Annotated in this window: 15 protein-coding genes; 10 read left to right on the top strand and 5 right to left on the bottom strand. The window is 65.4% G+C overall.

The features are described 5' to 3' along the window. Positions 1–27 precede the first annotated feature (27 nt). A complete protein-coding gene (locus AB0366_RS03480; protein ID WP_366242703.1) occupies positions 28–603 on the top strand; it encodes a TetR/AcrR family transcriptional regulator in 576 nt (191 codons plus the stop codon). Between the two features lie 9 nt (positions 604–612). Here the strand turns inward: AB0366_RS03480 and AB0366_RS03475 are convergent, their stop codons facing one another. Genes AB0366_RS03475 through AB0366_RS03465 form a run of 3 tightly spaced genes read right to left on the bottom strand, consistent with a single transcriptional unit; the run spans position 613 to position 3313 of the window. Further along, complete coding sequence (locus AB0366_RS03475) at positions 613–1404, bottom strand: ABC transporter ATP-binding protein (RefSeq protein ID WP_366242702.1); 792 nt, start codon at positions 1402–1404, stop codon at positions 613–615. Beyond that, positions 1401–2378: an iron ABC transporter permease gene (locus AB0366_RS03470; RefSeq protein WP_366242701.1), complete on the bottom strand. Its 978-nt coding sequence runs from the start codon at positions 2376–2378 to the stop codon at positions 1401–1403. The genes AB0366_RS03475 and AB0366_RS03470 overlap by 4 nt, the downstream gene beginning before the upstream one ends. Then, on the bottom strand, positions 2375–3313 hold the full coding sequence (locus AB0366_RS03465) for an iron ABC transporter permease (protein ID WP_366242700.1): 939 nt from the start codon (positions 3311–3313) through the stop codon (positions 2375–2377). Before AB0366_RS03465 ends, AB0366_RS03470 begins: the two co-directional genes overlap by 4 nt. An 82-nt stretch (positions 3314–3395) precedes the next feature. Between AB0366_RS03465 and AB0366_RS03460 the strand changes: the two genes are divergently transcribed. The 6 genes from AB0366_RS03460 (at position 3396) to AB0366_RS03435 (ending at position 9183) form a co-directional block, all read left to right on the top strand. Then, positions 3396–4325: an ABC transporter substrate-binding protein gene (locus tag AB0366_RS03460; RefSeq protein ID WP_366242699.1), complete on the top strand. Its 930-nt coding sequence runs from the start codon at positions 3396–3398 to the stop codon at positions 4323–4325. A gap of 108 nt (positions 4326–4433) precedes the next feature. Then, entirely contained in the window at positions 4434–4547 is a 114-nt protein-coding gene (gene amiA, locus AB0366_RS03455; protein WP_254924168.1) for a streptamidine family RiPP, read from the top strand. Positions 4548–4599: 52 nt separating this feature from the next. Then, complete coding sequence (locus AB0366_RS03450) at positions 4600–5277, top strand: hypothetical protein (RefSeq protein ID WP_366242698.1); 678 nt, start codon at positions 4600–4602, stop codon at positions 5275–5277. Continuing rightward, positions 5274–6605 (top strand): CocE/NonD family hydrolase, encoded by a 1332-nt coding sequence (locus AB0366_RS03445; protein ID WP_366242697.1) that lies wholly within the window; start codon positions 5274–5276, stop codon positions 6603–6605. Before AB0366_RS03450 ends, AB0366_RS03445 begins: the two co-directional genes overlap by 4 nt. After that, on the top strand, positions 6602–7960 hold the full coding sequence (locus AB0366_RS03440; protein WP_366242696.1) for a YcaO-like family protein: 1359 nt from the start codon (positions 6602–6604) through the stop codon (positions 7958–7960). Before AB0366_RS03445 ends, AB0366_RS03440 begins: the two co-directional genes overlap by 4 nt. Then, positions 7957–9183, top strand: coding sequence for an MFS transporter (locus tag AB0366_RS03435; RefSeq protein ID WP_366242695.1), 1227 nt, complete (start codon positions 7957–7959; stop codon positions 9181–9183). Before AB0366_RS03440 ends, AB0366_RS03435 begins: the two co-directional genes overlap by 4 nt. On the opposite strand, the gene AB0366_RS03430 is transcribed toward AB0366_RS03435, so the two are convergent. Together AB0366_RS03430 and AB0366_RS03425 are read right to left on the bottom strand one after the other, a co-directional pair. Then, positions 9133–9876, bottom strand: a complete 744-nt coding sequence (locus AB0366_RS03430; RefSeq protein WP_366242694.1) for a SagB family peptide dehydrogenase — start codon at positions 9874–9876, stop codon at positions 9133–9135. The two genes, AB0366_RS03435 and AB0366_RS03430, sit on opposite strands and share 51 nt — an antisense overlap. 71 nt (positions 9877–9947) lie before the next feature. Continuing rightward, complete coding sequence (locus AB0366_RS03425; protein WP_366242693.1) at positions 9948–10193, bottom strand: hypothetical protein; 246 nt, start codon at positions 10191–10193, stop codon at positions 9948–9950. A 160-nt stretch (positions 10194–10353) separates the two neighbouring features. Here AB0366_RS03425 and AB0366_RS03420 point away from each other — a divergent pair, with 160 nt between their 5' ends. The 3 genes from AB0366_RS03420 (at position 10354) to AB0366_RS03410 (ending at position 13081) form a co-directional block, all read left to right on the top strand. Beyond that, positions 10354–10884, top strand: coding sequence for a hypothetical protein (locus tag AB0366_RS03420; RefSeq protein ID WP_366242692.1), 531 nt, complete (start codon positions 10354–10356; stop codon positions 10882–10884). A 179-nt stretch (positions 10885–11063) separates the two neighbouring features. Then, positions 11064–12536 (top strand): PepSY domain-containing protein, encoded by a 1473-nt coding sequence (locus AB0366_RS03415; protein WP_366242691.1) that lies wholly within the window; start codon positions 11064–11066, stop codon positions 12534–12536. Beyond that, the gene (locus tag AB0366_RS03410) at positions 12533–13081 is read left to right on the top strand and encodes a copper chaperone PCu(A)C (RefSeq protein WP_366242690.1); all 549 of its coding nucleotides are present in this window, start codon (positions 12533–12535) and stop codon (positions 13079–13081) included. Before AB0366_RS03415 ends, AB0366_RS03410 begins: the two co-directional genes overlap by 4 nt. Positions 13082–13133: the final 52 nt, after the last annotated feature.

The following is a 13133-nucleotide window of genomic DNA, read 5'->3' as shown; positions in this document are numbered from 1 at the left end:
TTCGTATATAGCGCAAGGAGGTGCCCGATGGCCCGGACGCGACTGTCTCGCTCCGACCGATACGACCAGTTGGTGGAGGTCTCGTGGGCTCTCGTGCGAGCAGAGGGGGCCGACGCTCTGACACTCGGCCGACTCGCCGAACATGCCGGCGTCGCAAAACCCGTGGTGTACAGCCACTTCGCCTCGCGTGCAGAACTCCTGGCCGCCCTGTTCACCGAATTCGACGACCGGCAAACGGTCATGCTCGAGGAATCCCTCCGCTCCGCGCCCACCTCGTTGAACGGACGCGCACAGGCCATCGCCAACTCGTACGTGGGCTGCGCGTTGGCACAGGGACGTGAGCTGACGGGTGTGCTGGCGGCACTGGAGGGCTCGCCCGAACTCGAACAGGTCAAGAGAACGGCCGAACGGGCGTACTCCGATCGATGCCGGTCGATTCTCGAGCCGTACAGCGGCTCCGGCGGGATCTCGGCATCGTCGATCACCGCGATCTTCGGTGCAGCGGAAGCACTGTCACAAGCGGCGGTTTCGGGCGCAATCGCACCCGAGGAAGCGACAGGCGAACTGGCCGAGTTGATCATCGCCGTCGTGGGGAAGCTCTGACCCCGCAGCTCACTCGGCGATGAACATCGGCCTACCGACAACCGGATCTGCCACTACTCGGGCGCGGATCTCGAATACGTCCTCGAGCAGCGTCGGTGTCACGATGTCGCGGGGATGACCGTCGGCAACGATGACGCCATCCCGCATGGCCACGATTCGATCGCAGTACCGCGCCGCTTGATTGAGGTCGTGCAGCACCATCACCACGGTCTTCCCGCGATTCGCGACCAGATCGACGACCAACTCCATCACATCGATCTGATGACGCACGTCGAGATACGTGGTGGGTTCGTCCAGTAGCAGAATTTCGGTTTCCTGCGCCAAAGCCATTGCTATCCAGGTGCGTTGACGCTCTCCGCCGGAGAGTGAATCGACAGTGCGGTCGGCGAGGTGGAGGATTCCGGTCGAGGACATCGCTGTGTGCATGGCCTCGTCGTCGTGCCGTCTGAGCATCGACAGTGCCCCGAGCCTCGGATATCGCCCCTGTTCGACGAGCTCTCGGACGCGCAGTCCCTGCGGTGCGATGGCGGTCTGGGGCAGGATCGCGAGTCGTCGGGCCGTCTCGATCGACGACCGATCACGCAGAGGGGTGCCGTCCAGCCGTATCTGTCCGTGCCGAGGGGCCAAGACCCTGGCCAAGGCCATCAGTAACGTCGACTTGCCGGATCCGTTGGGGCCGACCAGCGCGGTGACCGTTCCCTTCTCGATGGCGATGTCGAGGTGCTCCGAGACCGTCCGATTGCGATACCCGAGCCCGAGATCGACGGCCTCGAGAATCGGTGTGGTGACGTACCCCGTCATCGGGCGTCCTTTCTGATCAGCCAGATGAGATAGGGAGCGCCGACGAGTGCCGTCACAGCCCCGACCGGAAGCCCTGATACATCCGGTCCGCTGCCTGGGATGTCGATCGACGCACTGAAGGCGAGTAGGTCTGCGGAGGACAGCAACACGGCACCGCCGATCACGCTGACCGGAATCAGTCCCCTGTGGTCGCCGCCGAGCGCGGCCCGCGCGGCGTGAGGTGCGATCAAGCCGACGAACGCGACGGCACCCGCGGCCGTGACGGCCGTTGCCGTTGCCAGTACCGCGATGGCGAGCAGCAACATTCGAGTCCTGTGGGGGCGAATCCCGAGGCCGGTGGACGTCGCGTCGCCCAGCACGAGCGCATTGGCGCGCGACGCGCACAGCAGCCCGGCCGGTATCAGTACGATTGCCCAGGGCCACAATCGATTCCAATCGTCCGTCGTCCTGGCATTGAGAGAGCCGATGAGCCATCGAAGGACCACGCCCATCGGTTGTGCGTCGACGACGAGCAGCAGTGAGGTCACCGCGGACAGGACAGCGCCGATGAGGATTCCCGCGACCGCCAGTGAGCGTCGGCCAAGAAGGTACAGAGCCAGTCCGGCACCTGCAGCACCGAGTAGTGACGCCAGGGGTGCGGTACCGGGGGCGGGCAGCACCAGAATCGACACCACAACGCCCAGTGCCGCTCCGGATCCCACGCCCGTCGTCGACGGTTCGGCCAGTGGATTTCGCATGACCGCCTGCAGCAACACTCCGGCCAGTGCCAGGAGAGCACCGGCCACCAATCCGACGAGCACTCGCGGAAGACGGTAGTTCCGAACGATGATCTCGTGTGCTCGCACCTCCGACGTGCCGGTCAGTACCCTGATCACCTCGGTCGCTCCGAGTTCGCTGCGCCCCGAGACGAGGTGAAGTATCACCAGGCCTGCGATGCACGTCATCCCGATCGCCACGAGGTGTCGAGCCTTCATCGTGTGGCGGACTGTCTGTGCAGAGCCAACAACAGTGCCGGAACGCCCAGAAGCGTTGTCGTGATGCCCACGGGAATCTCGATCGGATACAGCACGATTCGCGACGCCAGGTCGGCTGCGGCGAGCAGGAATGCGCCGATGATGGGCGTGAGCAGGAATATCCGCCGTGAACTGGTCGTGTGCAGAGCCCATCGAGCCAGATGTGGGGACAGCAACGCGACGTAGGCAACCGGACCGCACACCGAGGCCACCGCGGCGGTGAGCGCAGCGGCGCACACCAGTGCGGTCAGCCGGGTCGGTACCACGGAGATGCCAAGTCCCGCAGCCACATCGTCCCCGAGTGCAAGGGCAGCGACCCGATGCCGCATGAGCAGAGCGAGCGGGATGAAGACGGCAAGCCAGGGTGCAGCGACACCGAGATGGCTCCACCCTCGCTCGCCGAGACTGCCGAGCAGATACCGAAAGAGCAGGGGCAGGTTCCCTTCGGTGCCCAGGCTGACCAGCGCAATGACCAGTCCCGATGCGAGAGCGCTTACCGCGGCACCGAGCAGTACCACCCGGTGCGGGTCGCTGGTCGGTCCGACGGTGGTGATCACCGCGATGCCGGCGACAGCTGCACCGCACAGTGCCAGATAGGGAAGTGCTGTGAGCGGCAACGGAATGGCAAAGACGGCAACGGCTGTCATCGCGACAGCCGCGCCGGAGGACACACCCAGAATCTCCGGACCGGCAATCCTGTTGCGCAGTACATCCTGCATCAACGCTCCCGCCAGTCCGAGGGCCGCACCGCTCACCAGGCCCAACAACACACGCGGCAGTCGAATGAGCGCAACGTGCGGATGGAGGGGATTCGACGGGTCGAGCACGGCGTCGAGCGCGCGCACCGGATCGAGGGTCGGCTCACCCAGGCACAGAGCCAGCACGATCACGGCCACGCAGGCGCAGGTACCCGCAGCGCGAACCCATCTATCGGTAATGGTTATCATTTCGGACACATCATTCTGCAAAGGAGTTCCCATGCGCAAGTTGTCCGGCTCTTCTCGATTGTTCGGCGCACTCGCAATCTCGGTGTTCGCGCTCGCGGCCTGCAGTACTGCCGATGCGGGCAACGCTGACTCAGCACCTGCGGTCACGGTCACCGACGACAGCGGAACGGTGATCGAACTCGATGCACCCGTCGAGCGAATCGCGTGTCTGACGCTCATGTGCGTCGACGCGTTGAAGGAGGTGGGCATGACCCCCGTCGCCTATCGTGAGGAACTTGCGGCCGATCCCCGCTATGCCGGCCCGGATGCCGACATGCGCAAGATCACGGGCGGATTCGGTGAAGAGAACGTCGAGGACATCGCGCTCTCGGAACCGGACCTCGTCATCGGACTCGGAGGAGTGCAGGACGGGTTGCGCAGTGCCGTCGAGGAAGTGGCGCCGATGTACCTGGTGAACCCGACTTCCTGGCGAGATTCGGTCGAATTCCTCCGCACGATAGGCCGTGTGACGGATCGGCAGCAGCAGGCAGACGCCGCTGCCGAGGCGTTCACCGCCGAGGTCGATGCAGTCGCGGGCAAGTGGAGTGGCCTCACGACGCTGTCGATGTACGGCGAACCGGGCAGCCTCGGCGTCGATTCCGTCGACACCCCCGTCGGCTCGCTTCTCGCGGAGGTCAGTGACTATCCGTGGCAGGCGGGAACCGATGCCTTCGCGACGGTATCGGTGGAGCAGATCGCGTCGGTGGATCCGGATGTGGTGTTTGCGCAGGCATTTTCATCGGGCTCCGACAGTGAGCCTCTCTCGGACCGGCTGGCGAGCAATCCGTTGTGGTCGGGTGTGGCGGCGGCCCGCAACGATCGGGTGATCGAGGTGGACGCCGGGGTATGGGCGACGGGGCGCGGAACGATCTCGTTGCGGATGGTGCTCGCCACTGTGACGAATGAGCTCGAAAGTTCGTGATCCTTATTGAAAATGATTATCACTTGACGTAGGGTCGGACACCTCGACGATGTCGAGTCCATGGATCGGTTGCACCGCAACCGATTTGCCCATCGAAGAAGGAGAACCATGAACGACAACGAGCTGTTCCGTTCGATCCAGTCACCGGTGTCCCTGGCGACGCACTCCGCGGGCCACAGCAACGCCCTGGTCGAGAATCCCTTCGAGGAAGCCGAGGACTGATCTCGGTGGGGTCTGCACACCACGATGTGCAGACCCCGGCCGGGCCGTCGCCATGGAACTTGCACCCAGAACCGAACTGTACGAATCCGATTCGGGATTCGTGCTCCGCACCGCCGATGACGAACACTTCGCTCTCGCGCTCGACCACGACGAATTCGACCAACTGGCAGGAGCTTTGGCCGGCGCCGCGGCACCGGTGTCTGCGAAACCGAAGACGGCGCTGTCCGCGCTACTCGCCGCAGGCCATGTCGTTCCCGATCCGTCGACCGAGAAGGTTGCGGTGCTCGGCTGCGGCTCTGTCGCTGCTGCGCTGATGGGAATGCTGGGACGCGTCGGTATGTCCACGGGGCGTACGGCGACTCGATCGATCACCGTCAGTGACGACGGCGTCGAGACTCTGGGGTCCGATGGGTCGATCGCGTGTTTCCGTGACGGCAATCTGTACGTCGTCGTGCCCGAGGGGGTCCGGCCGACCGACGTGTCGATGCGGCGCGACGCCTCCCGTCGGAACAGGCAACGAATCGAGGACGGCTACGCCCCTCGCGCCGGCGGGCGACGATTGATGTCGCCGATCCATCCGGTGTCCGACGTGGCGGCCGAATTCGTGGCTGCTCAGGTGCTGGCGGAGATCATCGGTCCCACGGCCGACCATTGCGTGACGGCGATCGACCTCCGTAGGCTCCGGGTGACTCGGCACCCGATTCTGCCTGTGCCGGAACCGCCTCGATGACGGGGCGCGAGTACATGATCGGGGGACTTCGTGCCTTCGTCGTGAAGGCGCGGAGTCCGCGTGCCGTGCTGTCGATTCGCACCCCGTACAACAGTGAAGCTCACCTCGCCGAGGCTGCGGGCTGGGCCGAGCGCGGGTTCACCACCGTCGTACAAGATGTGCGCGGACGATACGGCTCCACCGGGTCCTTTCGTCCCTATCACGGCGAAGGGGCCGATGGCCTGGCCTGCATCGAGTGGATCACCGCACAAGCGTGGTGGTTGCAGGCCCCCTTTCTGTTCCTCTACGGCACGTCCTACGGGGCGCACTGTGCCACCGAAACAGCCTTCGTCGCAGCCGAATTCGAGGGAATTGCCGGCGTATCGGTCGTCGTGCCCGCTCTGGGGAAGGGGGAGACGGCGCGAAATCGAGACCGGGCCTTCTACCTGCAGTCGCGCCTCGGCTGGTGGTCCGAGCAGGGCGATGCAGCCCACTCTCGCGAGAGTTCGGCATCGGCGGATCTGCTCGAGACGCTGCCGGTGTCCGACATCGGAGACTCATCGAGCCCCCCGATACCCTCGTGGCACTCCGTCCTGGAGGCCGGCAGGTCGGATGCGGAACGCAGGAACCACGCTGCAGCACAACACTGTCCGCTGCTGGCGCAGGGTGGGACGGCGGACTGGTTCACCCAGGACACCGTCGACCTCTGGTCGTCGTGGGGTGGCCAGTCGGCACTCGCCCTCGGACCGTGGGATCACTCGATGCGGGGATCGGGTCGCGCCGAGCGCATGAGCGCATGGCTGGGTGCGGTGCTCGACGGTCGGCCGTGGACCGGAGGGCAGCTGTACGGTCACCCCGGTGGTCCGCTGCGGCTGGAGACCTGGCCGAGTTCCCGAGCGACGATCGAGCTGCCCGGTGGCAGCTTCGTCGCAGATCCTCTGCAGCCCTTCCCTTCCTCTACGCCCGGAACCGATGTTCGAGGGCTGGCGACACGCTCGGACTGCCTTGCCCGTCCGGTCCCGTGGCGCGCTGGAGCCGTTGTCGGAACTCCCGTGGTGCGCGTCGACAGCGGCGACTGCGACCGGCACTGGGGCGCAATGCTCGTCGCCCACCGGCGCGGCGGCGGGGTGGAGCAACTGACCCACGGCATGTCCCTCGACTCCGTCGTGCACCTCGCGCCGCTGTCCACACACATTCACGAGGGAGAGGAACTGATACTGATGATCTCGGCCCACGGCTTCCCACGATATGCCCGCGATCTGCACACCGACGAAGACCATCTGTACGGAACCCGAGCGGTGCCGATGCGACGCACCGTGCGCGGCATCGAGTTGGAGATGCCCGTATGAGCGAGGTCTTCTTCAGCGCAGACGATCTGGTCGACCCCTTCACCGGATTGATCCGTGCGCTGCACCCGGTCGAGAGGCTCGACGGGATGCCGGAACGGTACGTCGGACTGACGGCGGAGATCGCCGATACCCGTGCGCTCGGACAGTGGCCGTGCGATCTGGTGTCGCTCGGTACCACCTTCGCGGATCCCGCAGGGGCCCGGATTGCGGCGATCGGCGAGGCAGTGGAACGGTACTGCGGAAACTACGTACCGAACACGCTGCGCTACGCAACGCCCGCAGAACTGCGCGCCGAGGGTGTCCGCCATTGGGGGAACGACACATTCGAGTTCTTCGCGCCCTGGCAGCTGAACTCGGCAGGCTTCCCTTTCGAACGTTTCACCGAGAACTCGCGAGTCGCCTGGGTCGACGGGGTATCGGCCGACGGGGCGCGTGTCGCGATTCCGGCCTCGTACGTGTACCTCAACTGGCGCGGCGGATCTCGCAGGAAGGACCCGTGGATTCATCATCTGAACTACGCAGGTATCGCCACCGGACAGGGGCTCGACGACGCGGCCACACGTGGACTGCTCGAGCTCGTGGAGCGAGATTCGCTGTCGCTGTGGTGGCACTTGAACCTGCCTGCGCGGGGCATAGATCCGGCATCGGTGCCCGGACTCGCGGAAGACCTCGGCGACTCACGACTGCGGTGTCATCTCCTCGAGCTGCCGTCGTACTTCGGAGTTCCGGTGGTAGCGGCCGTTGTTCACGATCTCGAACTCGGAATCGTCGCAGGCGGCTTCTCGGCGAAGCTGGACCCGGTCGACACGGCACGCAAGGCCGTTCTCGAAGCGATCCACAGTTGGGTCTTCACCCGAGGACTGGTCGAAGCAGACGGCTGGGTGTTCGGGTCGATGCGCGCCGGGGTGCTGTCGCCGGGTCTCTACCTGGACCACCGCGCCGATCGCAGCTACCTCGATGCCGCCGGAGCGCGCAGTGAACACATCCGCGACCTGGGTGCACAAGCCCAGGTGTGGCTCGATCCCCGTACTCAGGCCGCATATCTTCCCCGCTTCACGAATCCGGCGGAGACGATATCGATCGACGAGCTACCCCGAGGCACCGCCGACGGTATGCGGAGTGCGCTCGCGGTAGCGGGCCACGAGGTGGTCGTCTGCGACATCACCACCTCGGACGTGGCGTCGACGCCACTGCGGGTGGCCCGGGTCTGTGCCTCCGGCTTGATTCCCAACGCCCCGGCCGCATTTCCCTACTTCGGGCTACCTCGGTGGCGCGACATCGCTCGACAGCAGGCACCCGATTGCGACCCGACCGATCCGAACACGCTGCTGCTCGCTCCGCCCCCGAGCCTGTGACCGCCTTTCGACGCTTCGTTCTGGCGCGTGCGGTCGCCTGGATCGGCAACGCGATGTCCACGGTGGCCGTGCCGATGCTCGTCTATCAGTTGAGCGGCTCGCCGTTGCTCTCCGGTGTCGCCTTCGCGGTGGAGTCGTTGCCGTACTTGATGTTCGGACTGATCGCAGGTGCGCTCGCCGACAGGTACGACCGTCGCGCAGTCCTGCTGGCAACGCAACTCGGCAGTGCTCTCGCTCTGGCGAGCATTCCGGCGGCCCACCTGATCGCGTCGGTGACCGTTGCACACCTGATGATCGTCGCGTTCGTCGTTTCGACGCTGTTCGTGTTCTTCGATGCCGCGTCCTTCGGCGTCGTACCGGCCTTGGTGGGACGCCATCGAATCGCCGACGCGACAGGCACACTCGTCAGCGTGGGCACGGTCATCGGGATCGCGGGCCCGTTGCTCGGTGGAATCGCAGCGACGACTCTGGGTCCGCCGGGTGCCATCGCGATCGATGCACTGTGTTTTCTCGTCGCGACGGTGATCACCTCGACGATCGCGCTACCCGTGAGCGCCGCGTCGGCTCCGGGCGGTTCCGATCTGGTCAGGTCGATCGTAGAAGGGGTGTCATTCATTCGGCGTCACCGCGTGGTGCGGGCACTGACTGCGGTCGGCGTCGGGGTGAGTATCGCCAACGGTGTGGTAGTGGGACTGATGGTGGTGGTCGGCGTCCGGCAGCTCGGTCTGGCCGCCGAGGATGCGAGAATCGGATCACTCTATGCAGCAACGGCTCTCGGGGCATTCCTGATCAGTCTGGTCAGTGCGCGCATCCAACGGGTGGTCGGGACCGGCGTGATCACGTGCCTCGGCTTGGTGGTGGCCTTCCTGTCGATGCTGGCGTGGTCCGTCACGGGAGTACTCGCTGTGTCTCTGCTGGTTCTGATCGTCTATCAGGCCGCCAACACCATGATCGTCGTCAACGGCATCGTGGTTCGTCAGTCCGTCACGCCCGACCACCTGCAGTCCCGGGTGAACACCACGGCACGGATGATCGCGATGGGTGGAACTCCCTTCGGCGCTGCGGCAGGCGGGGCGGTTGCCGGTATGTTCGGCGTGACCGCGGCCGTCGTGCTCGGAGCGGGCGCGCTCGCTCTTGCGGGGGCGGTAGCCCTGTGGCTCGGGGTGCCGCGGCTACCGTTGCTTGCCGTCCTCACCGAGTCCGCCGAGCGCGAAAGCCAGTAGCGGAACGGACAGTCGGTCCAGGCGGAGCAAGTGCGAGAGCTCCTCGTCGTAGAAGCCCGAGATTGCACAGCACGCCGATTCGAGTGCGGTCGCGACCAAGTACAGGTTCTGCGCGGCGATGCCGGCGTCGATGTGAAGGGTGCGATAGTGGCGTTCGCTGTATTTGATCAGGGTTCGGTCGAGGCGTCCGACGAGAATCACGACGAAGGGTGCCCGCCGCGCGAATTGTGGCTGCACGAGGCATGATTCGAGCGCGTCGACGCACGGTCCGGTGCCGGTTCTGCTCAGAACGTGTCGATCTGGATCGAAAAGGTAGGTCCCCGAGTCGATCTCAGCTGTACCGCGGAGGACCACGAGATGCAGGTCGATCGAATCGAGACCGCCTGCCGTCGGATTCATCCGGAAGGTGTGCGGCGTGCCGTCCGGCCGCTCGGCAGTCCGACCTGGCCCCGCTGCCGACCGGAGAAGAGTCGAGAGCTGCAGCGCGTCCATGTCCGCGAATCGGTAGTGCGACCGTCGGTCGCGCAGTGCTGTGTCGAGGCGCATCGGTGGGAGTGGCGGTGGCGACGGCAGAACATAGGTTCCATCTGCTGCGGGGACGGCCGCAAGGCCCGCTGCGGTGCCGCGATCGACGAGGCGTCGGTGCACATCGTGGACGCGCGCGACCGTAGAATCGAACGGATCTTCAGCCATGGAGTTCGACCCTAATCGAACACGGTAACCAGTGTCGATAAGGGATCGGGTATCTCGGTCGCGAGTCGCTCCTACTGGCAGTGCACGGTGGGGAATCGATTTCTCAGTGCGTCCAGCTGGCGATACAACTCGTACAGCGCCTGCTTCTGTGACTGCGCTTCATCGCTGTGCCACACATGACTGCGTGAATCCCCGACTCTCAACGCCTTGCGCGCGAGCTGCTCGGACTCCTCGACGCGACTCGACGCGGCTGCGATCTCGGCGGTCAGCATGTCGTCGAACACCCGCGCCTGAGCCGCGTCCGAATTCTCTGCCATGTGATCCACTCTCGATCTCGTGGCTCGACCGTTGATGGTTCGAGTACCGAAGATCAGGATAACCAACCGTAAAAAGACCGTCGGACCGGCTTCGGGGTTCGGAGACCTCGTTCTCGCACCTGGGCTACTACGCGGTGTAGTCGGTAGTAAGCTCCCGTCCATGCCGATGACCACGGATGGATTCGCGCTCCTGCGCGGTGCCTCCGTGGGCGGGCTGTCCGCGCTGGTCACCGTCGCAGCACACACGTTCGGTGGCGGGATGCTTCCGTCCGACGCAGCGATGGTGCTGCTGGCCGTCGTATCCGCGGCGATCGGCTACGCGGCCGCTGCGGCACCGACGCAGGTGGCGCCGCGCGCACAGTTGATGATGATTCTGACCGCCGCGCAGTCGATCGGCCACCTGCTGCTCACCGTTGTCGACGAGCACCATCACGGTCCGCTGATCACCCAGCAGATGTTCGCGGCCCACGCGGTTGCCATCCTGGTCGGCGCTCTGGCCATCCGCGGAGCCGAGCACGGCATCCGGCGCGCGGTGACCTCGCTACGCAAGGCCCTACCCCTCTTGGCAACTCTGGTCGTCGACGAGTCCCGCGTCGCCCCCGAACTCCCGGTCTACCGACTTCCGGGATCTCCGCGCCTACTCGACCTGTCGGGCTGCGGAAGCCGCGGACCGCCTGTTCGAGCTGCCTGAGCACAGCCCACCGTCTCACCCGCCCTGCTCGTCAGGCGTCGGGTAGTGGGTTCTTGCCGCATTCGATCCCGCACATCGCACTCTCGGTGATTCACGCTGCTTCCGCGCGGCCTGGTCCCGCAGGCGATGCCACTTCGCGCATCCGCGCGCCCACTCATGTCTTCACGAAACGAGTCCTCGTGTCCACACCGGAAATGGAACGCGTCGCCGATCCTTCCCCGCCCACCCGTCCGACAAGCCCCCGCAGCTGGCGTCCCCTGATCCTCCGGCTGCACTTTTATGCCGGCATTCTCGTTGCACCGTTCATCCTGATCGCCACCATCAGCGGCGGGCTCTATGCCGTCGCACCGACCATCGAGCAACTCGTCTACCGCGACTACCTCCACGTGGATGCATCCGGCCCGGCCGTCCCCGTCGCACAACAGATTCGGGCTGCGCAGGCCGAACGACCCGATCTCACCGTCGCCGCAGTCCGCCCCGCAGCCGAGGCCGGCGACACCACCCGAGTGCTGTTCACCGATCCGAGCCTCGGCGAATCCGAGCGGCTGGCCGTCTTCGTCGACCCCGCGACCGCGACGTCCGTGGGTGAACTCCAGGTCTACGGCTCGTCCAGCGCATTGCCGTTGCGCACCTGGATTTCCGAACTGCACCGCCATCTGCACTTGGGAGAGCCGGGTCGCCTCTACAGCGAACTTGCTGCCTCATGGTTGTGGGTGATCGCGCTCGGCGGGCTCTACCTGTGGGTCGAGCGCTACCGTCGCAATCGCGACAAAGCCAGGCTGTTGATCTTCGACCGGAAGTCGAAGGGCCGCAACAGGTCTCTCAATTGGCATGGTGTGGCGGGCATCTGGATCGCTGTCGGTTTGGTGTTCCTCTCCGCCACCGGTTTGACGTGGTCCACCTATGCGGGGGAGAACGTCACCGAGCTGCGTTCGGCATTGAGCTGGACCACTCCAGCGGTCAGCAAGACCATCGGATCTTCCGGCGCGGCATCGACCGATCATTCCGGTCACGGTGGGGATTCGATGGACATGCCCGCCGATGCATCGGTGACCGAGGACAACGTCGGTCGCATCGACTCGGTGCTGGGGACCGCCCGAGCGAACGGAATCGACGGCGCCGTGGAAGCGTCCATTCCGGCATCGACCGACACGGCGTTCGTCGTGACCGAAACACGTCAGCCCTTTGTGATGGACAACAACTCCATCTCGATCGACGGCAGTACCGGCGCAGTGATCGACACCGTGTTCTTCTCCGACTGGCCCCTCGCGGCCAAGCTGTCGGCCTGGGGTATTCAGCTGCACATGGGCACGCTGTTCGGCGTAGCCAATCAGCTTGCACTGCTCGCTCTCGCGGTTGCCTTGGCGTCGATCATCGTTCGCGGCTACATGATGTGGTGGAAGCGCCGCCCCACCAGGGCAACGGGCCTCACCGCAGGGCGGCCGCCTCTGCGCGGCGGCATTCGTCGTATCTCACCGATGTCCGTCGCCGTACTGACCGTCGTCGGTGCCGGTGTCGGTTGGTTCGTTCCGCTCCTCGGGCTGAGTCTGGTCGCCTTCCTCGCCGTCGACGTCGTGCTCGGCTCGATCCGGCGAGCACGGACCAGGACAGCCAATTCCACTGCTTCCCAACATGAAAGCGAACTAGCATGATCTCCTCCCGACGTACCTCGACTTTGCTGGCCGCGCTGTCGGTCACCGGCCTGATGCTCACCGGATGCTCCAGCAACGAGCCGGCCGCCGCGGCGAAGGAGTCCGATTCGGTCGTCGTCCGCGAGCAGTGGGTCAAAGCGACCGACCCCGGTATGACGGCGGCGTTCGCGGAACTGCAGAACACCGGCGACTCCGATGTGCACGTGGTCGGTGCGTCGTCTCCGGCGTCGAGCCGGATCGAATTGCACGAGATGGCAACCGGGGCCGACGGTGCGATGGTGATGCGCCCGAAAGAGGGCGGGTTTGTCATTCCGGCGGGCGGCACGCATGTGCTCGCCGCGGGCGGGGATCACCTGATGCTGATGGACGTCACCTCGCCGCTGACACCGGGATCCGACGCGGAGTTCACCCTCGAGTTCGAGGATGCGTCGAATACGACGTTCACCGCTCAGGTCAGGGACTTCTCCGGTGCCCAGGAGAACTACGAGCCCGGTGGTGTCGACATGGACGGCTCGTCAACCTCTGCCCCGGCACACGGTGGCTGACAACGAGAACCGGTCACCACGCTCGATGAGCCGGCGTCGCCGCGCTCGGCGT

The sequence above is a fragment of the Rhodococcus sp. NPDC076796 genome (assembly GCF_040702765.1).
Lineage (GTDB): Bacteria > Actinomycetota > Actinomycetes > Mycobacteriales > Mycobacteriaceae > Rhodococcoides.
Note: the sequence above shows the minus strand (reverse complement) of the source record. Positions and strands in the feature narration are given on the sequence as shown.

Excerpts from the sequence above, each read along its gene's own strand:
- AB0366_RS03480 (WP_366242703.1), top strand. The coding sequence starts at position 28 with ATGGCCCGGACGCGACTGTCTCGCTCCGACCGATACGACCAGTTGGTG.
- AB0366_RS03440 (WP_366242696.1), top strand. The coding sequence starts at position 6,602 with ATGAGCGAGGTCTTCTTCAGCGCAGACGATCTGGTCGACCCCTTCACC.
- AB0366_RS03445 (WP_366242697.1), top strand. The coding sequence starts at position 5,274 with ATGACGGGGCGCGAGTACATGATCGGGGGACTTCGTGCCTTCGTCGTG.
- amiA (WP_254924168.1), top strand. The coding sequence starts at position 4,434 with ATGAACGACAACGAGCTGTTCCGTTCGATCCAGTCACCGGTGTCCCTG.
- AB0366_RS03450 (WP_366242698.1), top strand. The coding sequence starts at position 4,600 with ATGGAACTTGCACCCAGAACCGAACTGTACGAATCCGATTCGGGATTC.
- AB0366_RS03475 (WP_366242702.1), bottom strand. The coding sequence starts at position 1,404 with ATGACGGGGTACGTCACCACACCGATTCTCGAGGCCGTCGATCTCGGG.
- AB0366_RS03430 (WP_366242694.1), bottom strand. The coding sequence starts at position 9,876 with ATGGCTGAAGATCCGTTCGATTCTACGGTCGCGCGCGTCCACGATGTG.
- AB0366_RS03460 (WP_366242699.1), top strand. The coding sequence starts at position 3,396 with ATGCGCAAGTTGTCCGGCTCTTCTCGATTGTTCGGCGCACTCGCAATC.
- AB0366_RS03425 (WP_366242693.1), bottom strand. The coding sequence starts at position 10,193 with ATGGCAGAGAATTCGGACGCGGCTCAGGCGCGGGTGTTCGACGACATG.
- AB0366_RS03420 (WP_366242692.1), top strand. The coding sequence starts at position 10,354 with ATGCCGATGACCACGGATGGATTCGCGCTCCTGCGCGGTGCCTCCGTG.
- AB0366_RS03410 (WP_366242690.1), top strand. The coding sequence starts at position 12,533 with ATGATCTCCTCCCGACGTACCTCGACTTTGCTGGCCGCGCTGTCGGTC.
- AB0366_RS03470 (WP_366242701.1), bottom strand. The coding sequence starts at position 2,378 with ATGAAGGCTCGACACCTCGTGGCGATCGGGATGACGTGCATCGCAGGC.